General features: G+C 66.1%; 19 protein-coding genes. 10 read left to right on the top strand and 9 right to left on the bottom strand.

Translation table 11 applies throughout. The features are described 5' to 3' along the window. Positions 1-170: 170 nt before the first annotated feature. On the bottom strand, positions 171-659 hold the full coding sequence (locus tag ACSLGO_RS14860; protein ID WP_325787731.1) for a DUF4307 domain-containing protein: 489 nt from the start codon (positions 657-659) through the stop codon (positions 171-173). Positions 660-719: 60 nt separating this feature from the next. Between ACSLGO_RS14860 and mca the strand changes: the two genes are divergently transcribed. Genes mca through ACSLGO_RS14845 form a run of 3 tightly spaced genes read left to right on the top strand, consistent with a single transcriptional unit; the run spans position 720 to position 4,103 of the window. Continuing rightward, the gene (mca, locus tag ACSLGO_RS14855) at positions 720-1,628 is read left to right on the top strand and encodes a mycothiol conjugate amidase Mca (RefSeq protein ID WP_226802495.1); all 909 of its coding nucleotides are present in this window, start codon (positions 720-722) and stop codon (positions 1,626-1,628) included. 52 nt (positions 1,629-1,680) lie between these two features. Beyond that, positions 1,681-1,998: a hypothetical protein gene (locus ACSLGO_RS14850; RefSeq protein ID WP_091606778.1), complete on the top strand. Its 318-nt coding sequence runs from the start codon at positions 1,681-1,683 to the stop codon at positions 1,996-1,998. Positions 1,999-2,003: 5 nt separating this feature from the next. Further along, the gene (locus ACSLGO_RS14845; RefSeq protein ID WP_436401393.1) at positions 2,004-4,103 is read left to right on the top strand and encodes a thioredoxin domain-containing protein; all 2,100 of its coding nucleotides are present in this window, start codon (positions 2,004-2,006) and stop codon (positions 4,101-4,103) included. Between the two features lie 18 nt (positions 4,104-4,121). Here the strand turns inward: ACSLGO_RS14845 and trhA are convergent, their stop codons facing one another. Continuing rightward, positions 4,122-4,772, bottom strand: coding sequence for a PAQR family membrane homeostasis protein TrhA (trhA, locus tag ACSLGO_RS14840; protein WP_436401407.1), 651 nt, complete (start codon positions 4,770-4,772; stop codon positions 4,122-4,124). Between the two features lie 244 nt (positions 4,773-5,016). On the opposite strand from trhA, the gene ACSLGO_RS14835 reads away from it, so the two are divergent. From ACSLGO_RS14835 to ACSLGO_RS14815, 5 genes are all read left to right on the top strand, one after another. Then, a complete protein-coding gene (locus ACSLGO_RS14835) occupies positions 5,017-5,778 on the top strand; it encodes an isoprenyl transferase (RefSeq protein ID WP_436401392.1) in 762 nt (253 codons plus the stop codon). A gap of 15 nt (positions 5,779-5,793) precedes the next feature. Then, entirely contained in the window at positions 5,794-6,444 is a 651-nt protein-coding gene (locus tag ACSLGO_RS14830) for a YoaK family protein (RefSeq protein ID WP_387005299.1), read from the top strand. A 251-nt stretch (positions 6,445-6,695) separates the two neighbouring features. Next, complete coding sequence (locus ACSLGO_RS14825) at positions 6,696-8,033, top strand: PhoH family protein (protein ID WP_387005296.1); 1,338 nt, start codon at positions 6,696-6,698, stop codon at positions 8,031-8,033. A gap of 62 nt (positions 8,034-8,095) precedes the next feature. Beyond that, positions 8,096-8,608, top strand: coding sequence for a prepilin peptidase (locus tag ACSLGO_RS14820; RefSeq protein ID WP_325787726.1), 513 nt, complete (start codon positions 8,096-8,098; stop codon positions 8,606-8,608). A 4-nt stretch (positions 8,609-8,612) separates the two neighbouring features. Continuing rightward, positions 8,613-9,083 (top strand): NUDIX hydrolase, encoded by a 471-nt coding sequence (locus ACSLGO_RS14815; protein ID WP_152274769.1) that lies wholly within the window; start codon positions 8,613-8,615, stop codon positions 9,081-9,083. Between the two features lie 109 nt (positions 9,084-9,192). Here the strand turns inward: ACSLGO_RS14815 and ACSLGO_RS14810 are convergent, their stop codons facing one another. From ACSLGO_RS14810 to ACSLGO_RS14790, 5 genes are all read right to left on the bottom strand, one after another. After that, a complete protein-coding gene (locus ACSLGO_RS14810; RefSeq protein WP_436401391.1) occupies positions 9,193-10,974 on the bottom strand; it encodes an MDR family MFS transporter in 1,782 nt (593 codons plus the stop codon). After that, positions 10,971-11,624: a TetR/AcrR family transcriptional regulator gene (locus ACSLGO_RS14805; protein ID WP_386917439.1), complete on the bottom strand. Its 654-nt coding sequence runs from the start codon at positions 11,622-11,624 to the stop codon at positions 10,971-10,973. Before ACSLGO_RS14805 ends, ACSLGO_RS14810 begins: the two co-directional genes overlap by 4 nt. Before the next feature lie 1,155 nt (positions 11,625-12,779). Continuing rightward, on the bottom strand, positions 12,780-14,201 hold the full coding sequence (locus ACSLGO_RS14800) for a class II fumarate hydratase (RefSeq protein WP_386886505.1): 1,422 nt from the start codon (positions 14,199-14,201) through the stop codon (positions 12,780-12,782). 70 nt (positions 14,202-14,271) lie between these two features. Continuing rightward, positions 14,272-14,937: a carbonic anhydrase gene (locus tag ACSLGO_RS14795; protein ID WP_091606750.1), complete on the bottom strand. Its 666-nt coding sequence runs from the start codon at positions 14,935-14,937 to the stop codon at positions 14,272-14,274. A gap of 87 nt (positions 14,938-15,024) precedes the next feature. Continuing rightward, a complete protein-coding gene (locus ACSLGO_RS14790) occupies positions 15,025-15,612 on the bottom strand; it encodes a DUF4245 domain-containing protein (protein ID WP_325787723.1) in 588 nt (195 codons plus the stop codon). A gap of 198 nt (positions 15,613-15,810) precedes the next feature. On the opposite strand from ACSLGO_RS14790, the gene glpX reads away from it, so the two are divergent. Further along, the gene (gene glpX, locus ACSLGO_RS14785; RefSeq protein ID WP_091606747.1) at positions 15,811-16,851 is read left to right on the top strand and encodes a class II fructose-bisphosphatase; all 1,041 of its coding nucleotides are present in this window, start codon (positions 15,811-15,813) and stop codon (positions 16,849-16,851) included. A 73-nt stretch (positions 16,852-16,924) separates the two neighbouring features. Here glpX and ACSLGO_RS14780 read toward each other — a convergent pair whose 3' ends face one another. After that, the gene (locus ACSLGO_RS14780; protein WP_325787722.1) at positions 16,925-17,731 is read right to left on the bottom strand and encodes a TspO/MBR family protein; all 807 of its coding nucleotides are present in this window, start codon (positions 17,729-17,731) and stop codon (positions 16,925-16,927) included. 175 nt (positions 17,732-17,906) lie between these two features. Between ACSLGO_RS14780 and ACSLGO_RS14775 the strand changes: the two genes are divergently transcribed. Further along, positions 17,907-18,932 carry a lipid II:glycine glycyltransferase FemX gene (locus ACSLGO_RS14775; RefSeq protein WP_091606741.1) on the top strand — a complete coding sequence of 342 codons (1,026 nt, stop codon included), beginning with the start codon at positions 17,907-17,909 and terminating at the stop codon, positions 18,930-18,932. A 19-nt stretch (positions 18,933-18,951) separates the two neighbouring features. On the opposite strand, the gene manA is transcribed toward ACSLGO_RS14775, so the two are convergent. Further along, positions 18,952-20,271, bottom strand: a complete 1,320-nt coding sequence (manA, locus tag ACSLGO_RS14770; protein WP_436401390.1) for a mannose-6-phosphate isomerase, class I — start codon at positions 20,269-20,271, stop codon at positions 18,952-18,954. Between the last annotated feature and the right edge of the window lie 46 nt (positions 20,272-20,317).

The raw sequence follows: 20,317 nt of genomic DNA, 5'->3' as shown, positions 1-20,317 counted from the left end.
ATGGCCTTACAAGCAAAGACCCCGCCGGACGGTGACCGGTTTGCTCGGATTTCATCCGGCGATCACCTGGGCGGGGCATAACGTAGCCTCCATACTAGTCAGCAGGAGGCATAAACCCAAGACATGCGGACCGGCATTCTCCCTGGCGCGTAACCGGCTGCGGAAAACGGCTAGGAATCCTGCTCCACGATCCAGCACGCGTTGACTCCGCCGGTGACGCCCAGGGAATCAGTCCTGACCGAGGTGCTCAGGGACACCGTGGGGTCTTCCGACGGCGGGATACGCACAGTCTTCCATCCGACCACCGCATAGCTGTCGCTCAGAACCTGGACAGCGCAGTCCACCGTGGCCTCCGCGGGCTTGGTGACATTGAAGTCGACGACGGCGGACGTCGCATCCGGGATGGTGAAACCGACATCCTTGGAGGTCAGGGTTCCCGCTCCGGAAGGAATGGCCATGAAAACCACGGCACCGACGGCCGCAGCGCCTGCCAGCGAGCCCAGGACAATCTTGGTGCGGGCACTCAGCCCCGGCTTGGGTGCGCCATACCGATTGGCTAATCTTGATTCGGACGACAGACCGTCCGCTGGGCGCTCGGAAGCCGGTACACCGGCAGTGCTATCCCCAGTATGATCCGGAATGCTGTCCTTAGTGCTCACTGTTTCATTTTATCGAACATTCTTGTCGGCGCGATCCGCCGGCTGTCAGGAGTAACCGCGTTGTCCAGCGAAACCAATTCACTGCCCGGAGAACTGCGCCTGCTGGCGGTTCACGCCCACCCCGATGACGAGGCCAGCAAGGGCGCGGCCACCATGGCGTCCTACGCGGCCCAGGGTGCGCGCGTCATGGTTGCCACCTGCACGGGCGGGGAGCGCGGCGACGTGCTCAATCCTGCCGCCGCAGACGTCCCCGCTGCCAAGCGGGACCTCGCCGGACTGCGGCGCACCGAAATGGCAGCATCCCAGGCTGCCCTGGGCATTGAACACCGCTGGCTGGGCTTCATGGACTCGGGGCTCCCGGAAGGGGACCCGCTGCCCGAGCTTCCCGCCGGCTGCTTCGCGCTGCGACCGCTCGAAACGGCGGCTGCTCCGCTGGTGAAGCTGGTCCGTGAGTTCCGCCCCCATGTGATCATCAGCTACGACGAAAATGGGGGTTACCCCCATCCGGACCACATCATGGCGCACAAGGTTGCGGTGGAAGCCTTTCACGCTGCCGGCGACGCCGCGAAGTACCCCGGCACCGGTGCCCCGTGGGAACCGCTGAAGCTTTACTACGACCGCGGCTTCAATCCGGAACGCTTCCGTGCCCTCCATGATGCGCTGACGAAGGCCGGCCTTGAATCTCCCTACGCGGAACGGCTTGCCGCCTGGCTCGAAGCCGACAGCGAGGGTCACCAGCCTCCGGCACCGCTGCATCCCACCACCACGCAGATTGACTGCGGAGAGTACTTCCCCGTGCGTGACGAGGCGCTGAAGGCACACCGTACCCAGGTTGACCCGGAGGGATTCTTCTTCGCCGTGAGCACTGACCTGCAGCGGCAGGTGTGGCCGTGGGAAGACTATTCGCTGATCGAATCCCGGGTCCCGTCACAGGTGCCTGAAACCGACCTCTTCGCTGGCATACGATAGAGGGTAGATCCGGCGCCCGGTGCGCCGCCTTCTGCCAAGAGAGAGAAACCCCGTGAACCTGCTGTACAGCCTCACCCTCACCGTCACCTCCCCGATCGAGGGAGACCTGAAACCCGGCCTTGAGGAGGGGGACATCACGCCCGGCCTGCTGGGTTTCCTGGCGACGCTGTTCCTGGCCCTGTGCGTAGTGTTCCTGATCCGGGACATGGTCAAGCGGATCCGCCGGGTCCGGTACCGTGCCCAGGTCACCGGTGAAGGCGAGGAGGCGGCCGACGGCGGTCCTGTGGACGGTGCGCCCGAAACGGCCCCGGACACGGTTCCGGCCGACGGAACTGAGCCGCGGCGACCGAGCTCCAACCCGGCAGGATAATCCCCATGGCGGAGCGGCTGAAGAACCAGGCCTCCGCCTACCTGCGCCAGCATGCCGGAAACCCGGTTGACTGGTGGCCGTTCGGCGACGAAGCCTTCGAGGAGGCCCGCCGGAGGGACGTGCCGGTCTTCATCTCCATCGGATACGCTGCCTGCCACTGGTGCCACGTGATGGCGCACGAATCCTTCGAGGACCCTGGGATCGCGCGGATCCTGAACCGGGACTTCGTCAGCATCAAGGTGGACCGGGAAGAACGCCCAGACGTCGACTCCGCCTACATGGCGGCCACGCAGGCACTGACCGGCCAGGGCGGCTGGCCGATGAGTGTTTTCACCCTCCCGGACGGGAGGACCTATTATGCCGGGACCTATTTCCCTCCCCAGCAGCTGCAGGGCACGCCCTCATTCAGCCAGGTGCTCGAGGCAGTGTCCGGGGCCTGGCAGGACCGCCGCAGTGAGGTTGAACGAAGTGCGGAACAGATAGCGGCTCATCTCGCCTCAAACCAGGCAGCCAACCGTAACCTGCTGGGAAACCTCACTGCCGCGGTGCCGCCTGCGGACGCGGGTGCTGGCTCTGCCGAGGCACTGGACGCCGCCGTCGAGGCACTGGCGGCCGCGGAGGACTCCGAGTACGGCGGATTCGGCGGAGCACCAAAATTCCCGCCATCACCGCTGCTCCGGTTTCTGCTTGCCCACGCCTCCAGTGGCTCCCTAACGGCCGGCACCGCTGCAGCGCTTGCCGAACGCACCCTCACGGCCATGGCGCTTGGCGGCATCTATGACCACGTAGGCGGCGGGTTTGCCCGGTATGCAGTCGACCGCCGGTGGCAGGTTCCGCATTTCGAAAAGATGCTCTACGACAACGCCCAGCTGCTCCGGATCTACGCGCACTACTCCCGCCAGGCCGCTAAGGCTGACCTGAAGTCGCTGGCGCTGCGGGTGACCAGCGGGACCGCCCGCTGGATGGCAGCAGAGCTGGGAGTGGCCGGAGGAGCCTTCGCGTCCTCCCTTGACGCTGACACCCTGGTGGACGGACACCGGGTGGAGGGCGCAACCTACGTCTTCACCCGGGCGCAGCTCGAGGCAGTCCTGGGAGCCGGGTCCGCAGCGCTGGACCTGCTGGAGCTCGACGCCGACGACGGCGCGTCGCACCGCCTTCCGGGCAGCACACTCAGGCTCAGGGCTGTACCCGATGAGGCCCAAGCCCGGATCTGGGACGACGCGCGGACGGCGCTGGCGGAGGTACGCTCCCTGCGCCCGCAGCCCGAACGCGACGGAAAGGTGGTGGCGGGATGGAACGGCCTGGCCATCGCCGGGCTGGCAGACGCGGCACTGGCACTGGCCGACGCCGGCCTGGCTGAAGACTGGATGCTGCCGGCGGCCGAGGCCGCCGCCGGATACCTCCTGGATGTGCACTGGGACGGCAGGACACTGCGCCGGGTTTCAAGCGACGGGCAGGCGCAGGGCATTGAAGGCCTGCTGGAGGACTATGCCGGGGCGGCGGAAGGCCTGTTCGCGCTGTATGCCGCGACGGGCAACACCCGCTGGCACAATGCTGCGCAGGACCTGGCGGCCGCCGCCGTCGAACGTTTCCTGGGACCCGAAGGACTCTCAGACACCGCGCAGGAGCCGGAGCAGATCCGGCAGGCACAGGGCGGATACACCGCCGCCAACCCGCTCGACGACGCGGTTCCCAGCGGAACCGCCCTGCTGGCCGGAGTGCTGCTGAGCTCTTCCTCCTACGGCGGGCCGGGGCGGCACCGTGAACTTGCGGAAGGACTAACGGCCCACGTGCGGAGGGCAGGTCCGGCCATTCCGCAGGCCGTGGGATGGTCCATGGCCGTGCAGCGGTTCATCCTGGATGGCCCGAAGGAACTGGCGGTCACGGGCACGGATCCCGACGCCGTTGGGCGGCTGCTTGCCGCAGGCCGCGGCGCGGGCGGTCCGGGACTGGTTATCGCGCACGGGAAAGCGGACGGCGTCGGGCTCCTGCAGGGACGGGAAACACAGGCCCCGGCCCTGGCTTACGTCTGCCGTGGGATGGTGTGCCGCCGCCCGGTGGACACGGTTCCGGAACTCGAGGCAGAGCTGGCCGCAGGCCGCTGATCCGCGAACTGACGCTGCTTATCCCTGGACGGACGTCACGGCCATCAGAATGGCAATGAAATGGCAGGAGAAGCCGGCCAGAGTGAACGCATGGAAGATCTCGTGGAAGCCGAACCAGTTGATGGATGGATTGGGGCGCTTCATCGCGTAGATCACGGCGCCGGCAATGTAGGCAACCCCGCCGGCGATTACCAGGATGGCGGCAGGCGTATTAACGGCCCAGAAATCAGGAATGTAGAAGACGGCAGCGCAGCCCAGGGCAATGTAGACCGGTGTGTACAGCCACCGCGGAGCATGCAGCCACAGCAGCCGGAACGCGATCCCCGCCAAGGCGCCGCTCCAGATGACGATGAGCAGCACCACGGCTGTGTCCCGCGGCAGAAGTGACCAGGCCAGGGGCGTGTAGGACCCGGCAATCACCAGCATGATGTTCGTGTGGTCCAGCCGCTTCAGGACCGTCTTCACCTTCGGGCTCCAGTTGCCGCGGTGGTAGACGGCCGAGACGCCGAAGAGCAGGATGCCGGTGAGGGCGTACACCGCGGAGGCGATCCGCGTACCGGGGGTCGGGGCAAGCGCAATCAGGACTATGCCCGCGGAGAGGGCGAGGGGCGCTGCGCCGGCGTGCAGCCAGCCTCGCAGGCGCGGTTTGATCTCGAGGGCATCAGCCACGGTTTCCACTGCCGATTCCAGCGGCCCCGGCGCTTGGCGGGACTCCGGATCCTGCTGCACGGGTACTCGTTCCGGGAATGAACTCATGCGCCAATCCTAACTTACGATCCGGTAGGTTACCTGACGGTAGCCGCGGCTCGGCTGCTGCCTGCACGGCAGGGGAGCCGGTGCGCGGTAGCCTTAAGCACAGAGGCCCCCGCGCTCCGCGGAACCCCGATCAGACTGATAGGCAGGTGAGTCACCCGTGCGCTTTCCCGGTGTGGTTTACGCCTATTATGAGCGGCGCCTGCGCCGCAGCCTGGTCAAGGACCGCATCCCCGAACACATCGGCGTCATGGTTGACGGCAACCGCCGCTGGGCGAAGCTTGCCGGGGCTCCGACGTCGGACGGCCACCAGGCCGGGGCAGACAAGATCCTGGAGTTCCTGGGCTGGTGCGAGGAACTCGGTGTGCGGGTCGTGACCCTGTACATGCTCTCCACGGACAACCTTAACCGTGATCCGGATGAGTTGGAGCCGCTGCTGGGGATTATCGCCAACACCCTGGACCGGCTGGGGGAGAAGGGCGACCTCCGCGTCCAGCCCGTGGGCGCCCTGGATATCCTTCCCCATGAACTCACATGCCAGCTCGAGCGTCTCGGCGAGTCGACGGCGGCGGCATCCGGTCTGCACGTAAACGTCGCGATCGGCTACGGCGGCCGGCGGGAAATCGTGGACGCGGTCAAGGAACTGCTGCGGGACGCACAGGCCCGGGGCAAACCGATCGAGGAAATCACCGCCGAGCTGAGCGACGCACAGATCTCCGAATACCTGTACACCCGCGGCCAGCCGGATCCGGAACTGGTGATCCGCACCTCCGGCGAACAGCGCCTCTCCGGCTTCCTGATGTGGCAGAGCGCCTACAGCGAGTTCTACTTCTGCGAGGCCCTCTGGCCGGATTTCCGCCGGGTCGACTTCCTGCGCGCCCTGCGGGACTACGCCAGCCGCCAGCGACGTTTCGGGTCCTAACCGGTACAACCCGCGATGCTGACGCACACCCGCTCGGAAATTGCCCTGGCCTCCGGCCTGGCCTGGACCGCCGGTTACGTCGACGCCGTCGGCTTCCTCCATCTGGGCGGATACTTCGTCTCCTTCATGACCGGCAATTCAACGCGGGCAGGCGCTTCCGTGGCTGACCTGTCGCTCAGCGGGTTCCTGCAGGCCTTCGGCCTCATTGCCGCATTCTTTCTTGGCGTAGTAGCGGCTTCCTCCCTGCGCCGGATCCTGCACCGGCACCGCCGTCCGGCCATCTGCAGCGTGTCCGCCGCTGTCCTCGGAGCCGCGTGGGCCAGCACGGTAGTGCCGGGGGCGGAATGGATGCTGGCACCGGCGCTGGCAGGTTCAATGGGACTGCTCAATGCGGTTTTCGAGCGGGGCGGAGAAGTCTCGATCGGCATTACCTACATGACGGGCACCCTGGTCAAGCTGGGACAAAAGGTAACGGCTGTGCTCTTCGGGGAACGCGGAAACGGCTGGCACCGTTACCTGCTGCTCTGGTCCGCGCTGACGCTTGGTTCACTCTGCGGAGGTGCCGGATACCTGCTGCTGGGACTCACCGCCCTCGGGCCGGCAATCGTGGCCCTCACTGCGGCAGCAGCGGCGTCGTGGGGACATCCCGGGCACCTCCACGGCTAGCCCGGACGGCAGAAGAGTCAGGACCGTAAACAGGCAGTGAACAACTCGAACTCCTTCGTGTCCCTGTGCCGCGTGGCACGCGTGCGGGCGTAGCTTGTACGTATCGATCAGCCCCATGCTGATGGAACCGGAGGCCGGATGCTCACACGCTGTGTGTTCGCACAGGAGGCCGCAGCCCGGCGTCCCGTGCCGGCCTGCGGAGAAGACACTTCTAGCGATCCGGGGCCTGCGGTCCCTGACTGGAGTTCTACGTGGCCGTAAACAGAACATCCCTGCACGAAGCAGCCGCTGCCGGCGGTCCCCAGGGATTCGTGCTTGACACATCTGTCCTGCTGTCAGACCCGAAGGCAATCCTGCGCTTTGCCGAACACGAGGTCATCCTGCCGCTGGTGGTCATCAGCGAACTGGAGGGTAAACGCAACGATCCCGAACTCGGCTATTTTGCCCGGACCGCCCTGCGCCTGCTTGATGACCTGCGGGTACGGCACGGCGGGCTGGACAAGCCGGTGCCGATCGGCGACGCCGGTGGAACCCTGCGGGTGGAACTGAACCACGTTTCCCTGGAAGTACTGCCCCTGGGCATCCGGGGATCGGAGAATGACAACCGGATCCTCGCCGTGGCCCGGAACCTCGCCGACGAAGGCCGCACCATCACGGTGGTTTCAAAGGACCTGCCGCTGCGTGTGAAAGCCGCTGCCGTGGGGCTGACAGCTGACGAGTACCGCAACGAACTGGTCCGGGACACCGGCTGGACGGGTATGGCAGAAATCGAAACCGGCGACTCTGAGGTCAGCGCCCTCTACGACCAGCAGTCCGTGTTCATCCCCGAAGCAGCGGACCTGCCGGTCAATACCGGGCTGGTGCTGCTTTCCGGCAGGTCATCCGCGCTTGGCCGGCTGGGCGCGGACAAGCAGGTGAGGCTGGTCCGCGGAGACAGGGACGTCTTTGGCCTGCACGGCCGGTCAGCCGAACAGCGGCTGGCCATCGACATGCTCATGGACCCGGAAGTCGGCATCGTTTCGCTGGGCGGACGGGCCGGCACCGGTAAATCCGCGCTGGCACTGTGCGCCGGGCTGGAGGCCGTCCTGGAACGCCGGGAACACCGCAAAGTGGTGGTCTTCCGGCCGCTGTACGCCGTTGGGGGCCAGGAGCTCGGGTACCTGCCCGGAAGCGAAGCGGACAAGATGGGCCCCTGGGGCCAGGCGGTCTTCGACACCCTGGAAGCTCTGGTCTCCCGGGAAGTAGTGGAAGAGATCCTGGATCGGGGCATGCTGGAAGTCCTGCCGCTAACCCACATCCGCGGGCGCTCGCTGCATGACAGCTTCGTGATCGTTGATGAGGCACAGTCGCTGGAGAAGAACGTGCTGCTGACCGTGCTGTCGCGTATTGGCCAGAACTCGAAGGTAGTCCTGACTCACGACGTCGCGCAGCGGGACAACCTCCGGGTGGGCCGCCACGACGGCGTCGCCGCAGTAGTGGAAACGCTCAAGGGCCACCCGCTCTTTGGCCACATGACGCTCACCCGCTCAGAAAGGTCGCCAATCGCCGCCCTCGTGACGGACCTGCTGGAAGAGGGAGCGATCGGCTAGCCTGTCCACAGGTGCACCGCCCTCCGGTACGCCGGCCGGCGCCGTCGCGTACCGTAGGGCGCATGTGGGGGATCCTGGGGGAGTACTGGAGCGGTCCGCGGCTGTCCTGGCTGCTGCTGGCGGTGGCGCTCGGCTATCTGCTGGCACTGGCATGGAAGCTGACGGTCGCGGACCTTCGGACACGCCGCCTGCCGGACCGGCTGGTGTTGCCGGCCTATCCGGTTTCCGCGCTGTTCCTGGGTGCGGCTGCGTTGGTCGCCGGAGATCCGGGGCGACTGGTGGGCATGGCACTCGGCGGGGTGCTGCTGCTGGGCGGGTATTTCCTGCTGCGGATAGCTTCGCCGTCCGGCCTGGGACTGGGCGATGTGAAGCTGGCGGGCGTGCTGGGACTGTACCTGGGGTTTGCCGGGTGGGGCGCGCTGCTCGCGGGAGCCGCGGCAGGGTTCGTGCTCGGCGGCCTGTGGGGCCTGGGACTGGTGCTCTCCCGCCGCGGTACGGGCAAATCCCGGATTGCGTTTGGCCCGTTTATGCTCGCCGGTGCTTTGCTGGCGCTCGCAGTGCCTGGCCTACAGTAGAACCATGCCCACACCGGACTTCATCCTTTCCCTGCGCGAAAAAGTGGGCCATGACCTGCTGTGGCTTCCCGGGGTGGCCGCCGTCGTCTTCAATCCGGCAGGAGAAGTGCTTCTTTGCCGCCGGACGGACAACGGCCGCTGGACCCTCATCACTGGCATCCTGGAGCCCGGCGAAGAACCCGGCCCCGGGCTCCTGCGGGAAGTGGAAGAAGAGACCGGCGTGCAGGCCCGGCTCGAGCACCTCATCCACGTTGGCACCACGGACCCGATCATGTTCCCCAACCAGGACCGCTGCCAGTTCCTGAACCTGGTGTTCCGGTGCGCCTGGGTTGCGGGAAGCGCCCGGGTGAACGACGACGAGTCCACCGACGTGGGCTGGTTCGCCGTCGACGAGCTCCCGGACCTCAACCCCCGGCACCGGATGCTTGTTGACTTGGCGCGAAGCTCCACCGGGGTGCCGGTCTTCGAGGTCTAGGAACCCGCAAACCCAGCCACGACAGGGAAAGGCCCCGGGATAATTCCCGGGGCCTTTCCCTGATGCTGGGATCTTTTCCAAATGCGGGGGTCTTTCCCTGATGCTGGGGCTAGCGCTGGTGTGGTGCCTGCTCCGAGGGACTGTCAGCCGGTTCCGTGTCCGGTGCAGGGGGAGTGGCCGGGGACGAGCCCGTGCCTGACGCCGCGCCCGCGCCTGCCGCGCCTGCCGCGCCCGTGCCTGCCGCGCCTGATGCCGTGCCCGCACCTGACTCCGCGCCCGTACCTGACGCGGCGGCGAGCCGCTCAGCCTCGAGCCGGTCCGCTTCGGCTCCGCCCACGGCTTCACCACGCGCCACCATGCCCGCGACATCTGAGAGCGGAATCTCCTTCAGGAAGAAGGCGAGGATGAGTGCCAGTGCCAGGAACGGCACAAGGTACCAGAAGACCGGGGCGAGGGACTCAGCATAGGCGTTGACGATTCCGTCCCGGATGGGTTCGGGCAGGGCAGCCATTGCAGCCGGCTGGAGGGTTGCCGTCGCCTCGCCGGCGGCAGCGGCGTCGAACCCGGCGCCCTCGAAGACACCCATGAGGTTTTCCGAGAGACGGGTGGTGAACATTGCACCGAAGATGGCCACGCCGAGGGAGGCGCCAACCTCGCGGAAGTAGTTGTTGGAGGACGTCGCGGTGCCGATCTGGTCCACCGGTACGGAGTTCTGCACGACCAGGACCACCACCTGCATGATCAGGCCGAGTCCGGCACCGAACACGAACAGCTGGGTGCAGATCACCCAGACGGGCGTCTGCGCGGTCAGCATGGTCATCCACAGAAGGGCTGCCAGGACCAGGACGGCGCCGGAGATCGGGTACTTCTTGTACCGGCCGGTCTTGGTGATGGCCAGGCCGGACCAGATGGAGGTACCCATCATGCCCACCATCATGGGCAGCATGAGCAGGCCGGATGCCGCGGCGGAGGTGCCGGTGGACATCTGCAGGAAGGTCGGGACGAAGGCCAGCGCCGCGAACATGCCCATGCCCAGGGTGAAACCGATCGCGGTGCTGTTCACGAAGATCGGGTTCTTGAACAGGCTCAGCGGAATGATCGGATCCTCGGCCCGGCGCTCGGCCATCACAAAGGCGAAGGCTGCCGCCAGCAGTCCGGCGCCGAAGGCGAGCGTCAGCGGATCGGTCCAGCCACGGTCTGCGTCGCCGCCGAAGTCGGTGAAGAAGATCAGGCAGGCCGTGGCGATGGACAGCAGGACTACCCCGGGGAGGTCGATGCGTTTCTGGGCCTTCTTGCTGGGCAGGGTGAGGGCGAAGAACGCGATCAGGAACGCGGCGATGCCAATGGGAATGTTGATGTAGAACGCCCACTGCCAGGTCATGTGGTCAACAAAGAAGCCGCCCAGCAGGGGGCCGGCAACGGCGGAAAGGCCGAAGATGCCGCCCAGGGGACCCATGTACTTGCCGCGTTCGTTGGCCGGAACAATGTCCGCAATGATCGCCTGGGAGAGGATCATCAGGCCGCCGCCGCCCAGGCCCTGGATGGCGCGGAACAGGACGAACATCCAGAAGTCCGTGGCGAAGGCAGCGCCCACGGATGCCAGGGTGAACAGGGCAATGGCAAAGAGGAACAGGTTGCGCCGGCCCAGGACGTCGCCGAACTTGCCATAGATCGGCATCACGATGGTGGTGGCCAGCAGGTAGGCGGTGGTAATCCAGGTCTGGTGCTCCACGCCGCCTAGCTCGCCCACGATTGTGGGCATGGCAGTGGAGACAATCGTCTGGTCCAGGGAGGAAAGGAGCATGCCCGCAATAAGGGCGGAGAAGATGATCCAGATCCGTTTCTGGGTCAGCAGCAGCGGTCCGGAGGATCGCGCGGCAGTGGTGGTCATGGCAGGTCCTTGCTGGAAGTGAGGGGAGTAAAGGAAGAAAAAGCGGCCCGGGCCGGTTCGACGGCGGAGGTGAGGACTGTGCGGTAACTGCGGGAGTTGCCGGGATCGAAGAATTCGGGGACGGCCCGCTGGAGCAGGGCCGAGAAGACCGTGGCAACGGCCGTTACCTCCGGGTCCGTGGGGTCACGGTGTTCCCGCAGGGCGATGAGGCGGCATAGGCGTTCGTCCGCTTCCCGGTTCCCCTGCATCAGTTTGAAGACCAGCCGGGGTTCCGTGTTCAGGGCATCCTTGAACTGGGCGAGCTCTGCGCGGGAAACCGCCATCGACTCCATGTGGGCCACGGCGAGGTCCACCAGGTCCCTGAGCAGTGTTGGCGAAAGCCCCGGCCCGGCTGAGCCCGCCGCGATGAACGGTTCGGTGAGCTCCTCCGGCAGGGCAGCGGGGGCGCCGAGGACGGCGTCTTCCTTGGCAGGGAAGTAGTTGAAGAAGGTGCGCCGCGAAATGCCCACCTGCTCACAGAGTTCCTCCACCGTGAACCCTGCCAAGCCGTGTTCGGCGGTGAGGGCCCGCGCCGCGCTGGTGATGGCGCTGTGCGTTGCTGCCCGCTTGCGCTCACGGAGGCCACCGTCTGAACTTGCACTATTTGTCACGAAGTAAACTTTTGCACGATTAGCACATAAGTGCAAACAGTTGGGTTTCAGCGCCTGTTTGTGTGCTCACCCGTTGCTGGTGGGGTGCTGCCGGAACGGGCCCTCCCACGCCTTGGTGCTCCTGTTGCCGGTATGGTCCGGCGGGAGCGGGCGTTCCCAGGTCTTGGTGCTCATGTTGCTGGTGGCGTGCTGGTGGAACCGGGGCTCCCACACCTTGGTGCTCCTGTTACTGGTGTTCCTTGTTGCATCCGGCGTTCCCGCTCATCGTTGCTCCTGTTGCTGGTGTTCCTCCTTGCATCCGGCATTCTCACTCGTCGTTACTGCTGGCAATTAGTGGGACCTCAGATGTGCACGCGTGTAACAGGGACTGGGAACGGCGGGTTGCCCGGCTTTCTCACGCGTAGGCGACCCCTGTCATTGGGGCCTCCGCTGGTATCGACGTTCGCTCAATCTGGGGCCCGTGTTGCCGGCGGGGTCTGGCCGGACCCGGTATTCCCAGGTCTTGCCGCTCATGTTGCTGGTGGGGTGCTGGTGGAACCCGCGTTCCCACCCATCGTTGCTCCTGATGCTGGTGTGCCTCTTTACATTCGGCATTCCCACTCGTCGATACTGCTGGCAATTAGTGTGACCCCAGACGTCCACGCGTGTAACAGGGACTGGGAACGGCGGGTTGCCCGGCTTTTCGCACGCGTAGGCGATCCCTGTCGTTGGGGCCTCCGCTGGAACCGGCGTTCGCTCAACCTGGCGCCCGTGTTGCCAGCGAAGTCTGGCCGGACCCGGCGTTCCCACGCTTTGATGCCCGTGTTGCTGGTGGGGTCTGGCTGGAACCGGGGCTCCCACGCCTTGGTGCTCCTGTTGCTGGTGTTCCTTGGTGCATCCGGCATTCCCGCTTGTCGATACTGCTGGCAATTAGTGTGACCCCAGGAGTGCACGCGTGTAACAGTGACTGGGAAACGGCGGCCACGGACCTACGGCTGGTGCTCGTGTTGCCGGTGGGGTCATGCCGGCGGCCACGGACCCACGGCGGAAACGGCGGCCTCGGCCTCTGAGCCGGACGTTAAGGGCCTTTCCAGACCGGATCTCCTGACACCGGAGATGCCCCGGGCATGCAAAAGGGGGCCGCCCGCCGGGCAGCCCCCTGAATGCAGCGGAAGACTAGGCCTGCGGCGGCTTGGTCATGGAGAGAACGTCCAGTGCGGCGTCGAGCTGCTCTTCGGTGACTTCGCCGCGCTCGACGAAGCCGAGCTCGGTGACGGCCTGGCGGATGGTCTTGCCTTCCTTGACCGCGAACTTAGCGATCTTGGCGGCGTTCTCATAGCCGATGTACTTGTTCAGCGGCGTGACGATCGAGGGGGAGGCCTCGGCGAGGTAGCGTGCACGCTCCACGTTGGCTTCGATGCCGTCAATCATCTTGTCCGCCATGATGACGGAGGAGTTGGCCAGCAGGCGGATGGACTCCAGGAGGTTCGACGCGATGACGGGGATGCCGACGTTCAGCTCGAAGTAACCGAACGTGCCTGCCCACGCGATCGCGGCGTCATTGCCCACAACCTGGGCGGCAACCTGCATTACGGCCTCGGAGATCACCGGGTTGACCTTGCCCGGCATGATCGAGGAGCCCGGCTGCAGGTCGGGGATGGCGATTTCGCCCAGACCGGTGTTGGGGCCGGAACCCATCCAGCGCAGGTCGTTGGCGATCTTCGAGAAGGATACTGCGATGGTGCGCAGCATGCCGGATACCTCAACGAGGGCGTCGCGGTTGGCCTGGGACTCGAAGTGGTCCCGGGCTTCGGTCAGCGGCAGGCCGGTATCCGCGGCGAGCAGCTCGATCACGCGCTGCGGGAAGCCGGCCGGGGTGTTGATGCCGGTTCCAACAGCGGTGCCGCCCAGCGGAACCTCGGCGACGCGGGGCAGGGAAGCCTGGACGCGCTCGATGCCGTAGCGGACCTGTGCGGCGTAGCCGCCGAATTCCTGGCCCAGGGTCACCGGGGTGGCATCCATGAGGTGCGTGCGGCCGGACTTGACGACGTCCTTAAACTCCTCGGCTTTGCGCTCCAGCGAAACTGCCAGGTGTTCCAGCGCGGGGATCAGGTTGTTGATCAGGGCGGAAGTGGCGGCAACGTGGACGGAGGTCGGGAAGACGTCGTTCGAGGACTGGGATGCGTTGACGTGGTCGTTCGGGTGGACCGTGGTCTCGCTGCCGGCAGCCTTGAGGGCGCGGGTGGCGATCTCGGCCAGGACCTCGTTGGTGTTCATGTTCGAGGACGTGCCGGATCCGGTCTGGAACACGTCGATCGGGAACTGCCCGTAGTGCTGGCCGGCAGCAACTTCGTCAGCCGCAGCGGCAATTGCGTTGGCGCGCTCGTCGTCGAGCACCCCCAGTTCGGCGTTGGCGGTGGCGGCAGCCTTCTTGATGCGGGCAAGTGCCTCAATGTGGGCGTCGTCCAGCGGCTTCCCGGAAATGGGGAAGTTCTCCACGGCACGCTGGGTCTGGGCCCGGTAGAGGGCGTTTACCGGGACCCGGACCTCACCCATCGTGTCATGTTCAATGCGGTATTCAGCGGAGTTGGAAGTCATGGCTACCAGCCTAGTCGGCGCGCCCGCCGGCGCTGAAACGCGTGTCGGAATGGGGCAGGATTTCTGCCCGCTAGCCGGCCGCTAGATCAGTGGTTTCAGGCTCAAGGCTGCCAATGCTGGACACCAGGTCCGCGCGGCCTTCAGCCAGCCGGTAGGAAAGGCCGACGACGGCGGTTTCCCCGGAAGCAACGGCGTCGGAAATCAGGCGGGAGCTTTCAACCAGCCGCTCAGCGGTCTGCCGGGTGTGCTCGACGACCATGTCATTGACGTCCTCCAGGCCATTCCGGCGTGCGGCCAGCACCGAGGGGGTGATGCGTTCGACCAGGTTCCGGACGTAGCCGGCGGGCATGGAGCCGGTGTCAACAGTGTGCTTGGCAGCGGTGACGGCGCCGCAGCTGTCATGGCCCAGGACGACGATCAGCGGGACGCCCAGTACACCCACGCTGTACTCGAGTGAGCCGAGAACGGCGTCGTCGGTGACCTGTCCGGCCGTGCGGACGACGAAAACGTCGCCCAGGCCAAGGTCGAAGATGATTTCGGCGGCGAGCCGGGAGTCCGAGCAGCCGAAGATCACCGCGAACGGATTCTGCTCGTTGACCAGGGAGCTGCGCCGCGGCGCATCCTGGTTGGGATGGCGTGAGGTGCCGGCAACAAATCGCTCGTTGCCTTCGCGCAGGCGCTGCCAGGCCTGGGCGGGAGTGGTGGGAGCAGTAAGGGGGCTGTTGAATTCGGTCACCGTACAAGAATACGGCGCTTCGGGACCGCTTCGCTGATCTGTTACCGCGGGAAGTCGCGCGCTACGGACAGCGCGGGCGCTGAGGTGCTACTGGTCGGAAGCTGCGAGGTCCGCAAGCACTGCTTCGGCCAGGACGTCTACCGAGGACAGATCGCCTTCGGAGCTGAGCACTACGGTCATTCCATCCACCTCGGTGACAAGGTGCGCTTCACCGTTGGCGCTGTCCCGCAGCTGCCAGGTGGCGCCCCCTGCGTTTCGTTCACCGGCAACCAGGGAGTCGCGGGTGGTCTGGGAAACCCAGGTGGGGTTGCCCGCGTTGGTCTGGGTGAGCCGGATGAACTCGGTATCCGGAGTGAGATATCCCACTTCCCAGGCCGGGACACCGGAGTTGACGCCCGAATCCCAGCGCGCGTAGTTTGCGGTCCAGCCTTCGGGCAGGTCCGGGGCGAGCGGATCGTACCCGGCGTCGTCCGCTGCTTCGGCAGCGATCGCCTGGACGTCCACATTGCGCGGCTGGGCCTTCTGGTACGGATTCAGCAGCACCGGAACCAGCACGATCGCCAGCGTGATTCCGGTAGCGATGAGCATTCCAATGACCGTTGCGTTGGCACGCTTGGCCTGCTTGGCGGTCAGGGTGGGGGTTACGGGCTCTTCGGGCTGCTGCTGCTCACTCACACCTCCATGATCCCCTATCCGGGGCGGCAAGTCCTATTCCTGCGCCGCCGCGCTGGGTGGCTTCCGGTGCTCCGGCGGCGTCAAATGCCGGGTGCCAGCGGTGGTACGGACCACTTGGCGACTATGATCGGAGCAAGGAACAGCAGGCGGGCCCGCTGTTGGGGACTGATTCCGGACAGTGCGGCCCGAATTTCAAAGATGAGGTTAGACGTGTCCCAAGGTGCCCAGTACTCAACTCTTTCACCCGCGCTGGCAGTCGGCGACGACGAGCCGGACAGGAACCTCGCGCTCGAACTGGTCCGCGTCACGGAAGCCGCGGCCATCGCAGGCGGCCACTGGGTCGGGTTCGGCGACAAAAACGCGGCCGACGGCGCTGCCGTCGATGCCATGCGCTCCCTGATCTCCACCGTCCACTTCAACGGCGTCGTGGTCATCGGTGAAGGCGAGAAGGACGAAGCCCCCATGCTCTACAACGGTGAGCACGTGGGCGACGGCACGGGGGCCCTCTGCGATGTTGCCGTGGATCCGATCGACGGCACCCGGCTGACCGCCCTGGGCATCAACAACGCCCTGGCCGTGCTGGCAGTTGCCGAGCGCGGAACCATGTTCGACCCCTCTGCCGTGTTCTACATGGAGAAGCTGGTCACCGGTCCCGAAGCTGCGGACATGGTGGACCTGCGCCTGCCGGTCAAGCAGAACCTGCACCTGATCGCCAAAGCCAAGGGCAAGAAGATCAACCAGCTCAACGTGATGATCCTCGAGCGGGACCGGCACAAGCCGCTGGTCCAGGAAATCCGCGACGCCGGTGCACGCACCCGCATGCTGATGGACGGCGACGTCGCCGGCGGCATTGCGGCAGCCCGTGAAGGGACCGACGTAGATGCGCTGATGGGTATTGGCGGCACCCCGGAAGGCATCATCACCGCCTGTGCCGTGAAGACCCTCGGCGGGGTCATCCAGGGCCGCCTGTGGCCCACCTCGGACGAGGAAAAGCAGAAGGCCATCGACGCCGGCCACGACCTGGACCGTGTGCTCTCCACCAACGACCTGGTCACCAGCGACAACTGCTACTTCGCGGCGACCGGCATCACTGACGGCGACCTGGTGCGCGGCGTGCGCTACAAGAAGGACCGGGTCCTCACCCAGTCAATCGTGATGCGCTCAAAGTCCGGGACCATCCGTGTGGTGGACGGCGAGCACCAGTCCCACAAGTGGGAGTCCTACGCCCGCCTGCGCTAGGCGCCCGCGAAACCGCAAAGGGGAGGGCTCGGACAATGTCCGGGCCCTCCCCTTTGCCATGGGGTGGTCTTTGCTACGCGGGCTGATGCCGGCGGATCTCCGCCACCCGGGCGCCAACCGTCGCAACCACGATCACGGCGGCGGCAGCAGCAGCCATAACCGCGGTTGGCGTCGAGAGCAGCTCTCCGTTCACCCGTGACACCGCAATCCAGGACAGCCCCCAGGCCAGTGCAGCAGCGGGAGCCAGGCGGCCCCGGCCATACAACGCCAAACCCACGCCGACGGCGGCAGCAGCGGCCAGCACGATGCCCGCCCACACCACGGGATCCAGCCCAAAGCCGTCAAATCCGCCGTCGGTCAGGGCTGAGGCGATGTTGGCGCAGATGGCCACGCAGACCCAGCCCAGATACAGGCCAAGCGTTCCGTCCACGACGACGGCGCCGAGCAGGCTGTCCGGCCGGCTGCGGGCGTAGCGGGCGAAGATCAGTGCCAGTACCACCAGCAGGGCGGCAATGACGACGGCGGAGAGCGGTACGGAACCGGCCTGCACGCTGAGGATCCAGGCGGCGTTCAAAACCAGTGAGGCGGACACCAGCCAGCCGAGCCGGCGCTGACGGCTGGAAGCGCGCTGCGAAGGCAGCCACTGGTAGATGGTGTAGGCGCCGAGGCCGGTGTAGATGACGGACCAGATGGAGAAGGCCGGGCTTGCCGGGGCAAGATAGGTGGCGTCTGCGCTCAGGGCCCCGCCCGCGGCTTCCGCGATGGGGGTGCCGCCGAAGACTCCCACGCCGATGACTGACCCGGCGATACAGATGATGAAGGATGCGGTGACCGTGAGCTGCCGGGCCAGGTCCCTGCCCGAGTAGCCCTGCGATCCCATACCTGCCGCACCTGGTGGTTCGGATGGACTGGATGTTCTGGGGGTCGAGGTAGCCATATTCGAGCCTAACAAAGCATGCTTATGATTTTCCGGAGTTTTGGGAGCGCCCTCGGTTTCAGCTCCATAACAACAGCGCGTTCGAGGCCGGTGCCGGCAGCGAAGTAGGCTAGTTGGCATGACATTGAGCGTTACTCCCTGCACCGATCCGTCCCGCTGGAACAGCCTCGTCAACCAGTACGACGGACACCCGCAGCAATTGTGGGGGTGGGGGAAGACCAAGGCAGAGCACGGATGGCAGGCCGAACGGCTCCTGCTTTCGGACGGCACCGGCGTGGTGGGCACTGCCCAGCTGCTGCTGCGCAGGCTGCCGTTTCCCTTCCGCGCCCTTGCCTACATTCCCCGTGGCCCGCAGGGTGTCCCCGGCCGGGAAACGGAACTGCTTGCCGCCGTCGCCGGTTATGCCAGGCAGAAGCACCACGCCGTGGCGCTGACCATCGAACCTGACTGGGACGCGGACTCGCCGGCGGCTGCGGCGCTGCCGGGTGCCGGTTTCCGCCCCAGCACCAACACCATCCTGATTCCGCGCACACTGATCCTGGACCTCAGGAAGGACGAAGAGGACCTGCTGGCCGCCATGGGCAAGAAGCACCGGCAGTACATCCGCAAGTCCGGCAGGGAAGAGCTGGACTACCGTGCCGTAAAGCGCGACGAACTCCAGCAGTGCCTGGACGTGTACAAGCAGACTGCCGAGCGTGCGGGCTTCGGCATCCACGAAGACTCCTACTACTTCGACATCTTCGACAATCTCGGGGACGACTCGCCGGTGTACGCCGCGTTCAAGGGCGGCGACGTGGTGGCTTTCCTCTGGCTGTCAGCGAGCGGTTACACCGCTTTCGAACTCTACGGCGGCATGAGCGACGAAGGGGAACGGCTGCGGGCCAACTACGCCCTGAAGTGGCTTGCAATCCAGGAAATGAAAGCCCGCGGCATCACCCGCTACGACTTCAACGGGCTGCTGAACGACGGCGTCTCCAAGTTCAAGATGGGCTGGGCGAAGCACGAAAACATGCTGGCCGGAACCTGGGACAAGCCTCTTTCCCCGCTCTACCCGGTCTTCACCGGTGCCCTGCCGCTGGCCAAGACGGCGCTGCGGAAGCTCCGCGGCGGGGTTGGCGCGGTCCGGAGCCGCCTGGGCCGGTAGGACGGGACGGCGGTCCGGGTTAGATCCGCAGGGTGGGGGCGTCCGGGTCTGCGGCAGGTGCCGCGGACCCGGTGGTCACCGCGAAAGCCAGCGCGCCGTCGTCGTGCTGTGCTGAATGGGATGCAAGCTTCGCGATCACCGGTGCTTCATCGGCGCCGATAAAAGCGCAGTCGCCCGGGTTGAGGATGAGGTCCTGCTTCGGCGAATCCAGGACCAGGGAGCCGCGCAGTGCGATGACCAGCGTGGGACCGTTCTGCAGCAGCGGAACGTCCGCCGCGGACATGCTGCCCTCACCCGCGCTCTGCGCCAGTTCAAGCCGCTGCAGGGAGAATTCAGAGAACGGGGGCCGGTAGAGTTCCTGGCCCAGTCCGGTGTGTTCCGCTTCGACGCGGGGAATGCCCAGTGCCTGGAAATCGATGGTCTTCAGCAGTTCCTGCAGGTCCACATGCTTGGGCGTGAGGCCGCCGCGGAGAACGTTGTCCGAGGACGCCATCACCTCCACTCCAAGGCCGCGCAGGTACGCATGGACGTTACCCGCCGGCAGATAGATTGCTTCGCCGGGGGAGAGCGAGACCCGGTTCAGGAGCAGGGATATCAGGACGCCCGGATCTCCGGGGTAGTAGCCGTCCAATGACCCAAGTTCAGCGACGGCCGGATCAAGTTCGGCCCGTTCAGCGTCGTCCAGGGACCGGACGGCACCAGCCGCGGCGGCAACAGCCTCACGGACTTCTTCGCCGCCGGTGATGAGGCGGCGGAAGACGCTTTCGAGCCGTTCGGTTTCCGGCCGTCCGGACTCGAGGTCCGACGCGGTCTGGACCAGCAGTTCCGGTGCCGGGATGCCCGTTGCCTCGACCAGCCTGGAGACCGAGCGGAACAGCGTGCCGGCGTCTTGAGGCCGGCGGAAGCCGCAGAGGGCCTCAAAATCCGTCAGCGCGAAGATCATCTCCGGCTTGTGGTTGGCGTCCTTGTAGTTCCGGTCAGCCGCTGCGCGGTCAACCCCGGCGGCTTCTTCGGCGGCGAAACCCGCCTGCGCCTGTTCCCGGGTGGGATGGACCTGCAGCGAAAGCGGTGATCCGGCAGCAAGCACCTTCGCAAGGAACGGCAGGGCCGGTCCGTGCACGGCAACGGTCTCCCGGCCCAGAAGCTGTTCCGGGTCCCGGGAAATGAGTTCGTCCAGCGTGGCAGGTTCCCCGCCCAGGACGCGGGAAGGCGCTCCGGGATGGGCGCCGAACCACAGTTCGGCTTCGGGGTCCCCGCTCGGGTCACGGCCGAAGAGCTCAGCCATGGCCGTCAGGGAGCCCCAGGCGTAGGGGCGGAGGGTGCCTGAAAGCAGATACATGTCTCTCTCTTCGGTTAGTGGTGGCCGCGGACCGGAAAGGACGGGC

Origin of the sequence: Arthrobacter sp. IK3, from assembly GCF_051337705.1 — a bacterium.
Lineage (GTDB): Bacteria > Actinomycetota > Actinomycetes > Actinomycetales > Micrococcaceae > Arthrobacter_B > Arthrobacter_B koreensis.
This window is presented reverse-complemented; position numbering and strand designations above follow the sequence as displayed.

Bases quoted from the DNA above. Each gene is read 5' to 3' on its own strand.
- ACSLGO_RS14810 (WP_436401391.1), bottom strand. From the start codon at position 10,974: ATGACCACCACTGCCGCGCGATCCTCCGGACCGCTGCTGCTGACCCAG.
- ACSLGO_RS14820 (WP_325787726.1), top strand. From the start codon at position 8,096: ATGTGGGGGATCCTGGGGGAGTACTGGAGCGGTCCGCGGCTGTCCTGG.
- manA (WP_436401390.1), bottom strand. From the start codon at position 20,271: ATGTATCTGCTTTCAGGCACCCTCCGCCCCTACGCCTGGGGCTCCCTG.
- ACSLGO_RS14830 (WP_387005299.1), top strand. From the start codon at position 5,794: ATGCTGACGCACACCCGCTCGGAAATTGCCCTGGCCTCCGGCCTGGCC.
- glpX (WP_091606747.1), top strand. From the start codon at position 15,811: ATGAGGTTAGACGTGTCCCAAGGTGCCCAGTACTCAACTCTTTCACCC.
- ACSLGO_RS14800 (WP_386886505.1), bottom strand. From the start codon at position 14,201: ATGACTTCCAACTCCGCTGAATACCGCATTGAACATGACACGATGGGT.
- ACSLGO_RS14775 (WP_091606741.1), top strand. From the start codon at position 17,907: ATGACATTGAGCGTTACTCCCTGCACCGATCCGTCCCGCTGGAACAGC.
- ACSLGO_RS14845 (WP_436401393.1), top strand. From the start codon at position 2,004: ATGGCGGAGCGGCTGAAGAACCAGGCCTCCGCCTACCTGCGCCAGCAT.
- ACSLGO_RS14780 (WP_325787722.1), bottom strand. From the start codon at position 17,731: ATGGGATCGCAGGGCTACTCGGGCAGGGACCTGGCCCGGCAGCTCACG.
- ACSLGO_RS14815 (WP_152274769.1), top strand. From the start codon at position 8,613: ATGCCCACACCGGACTTCATCCTTTCCCTGCGCGAAAAAGTGGGCCAT.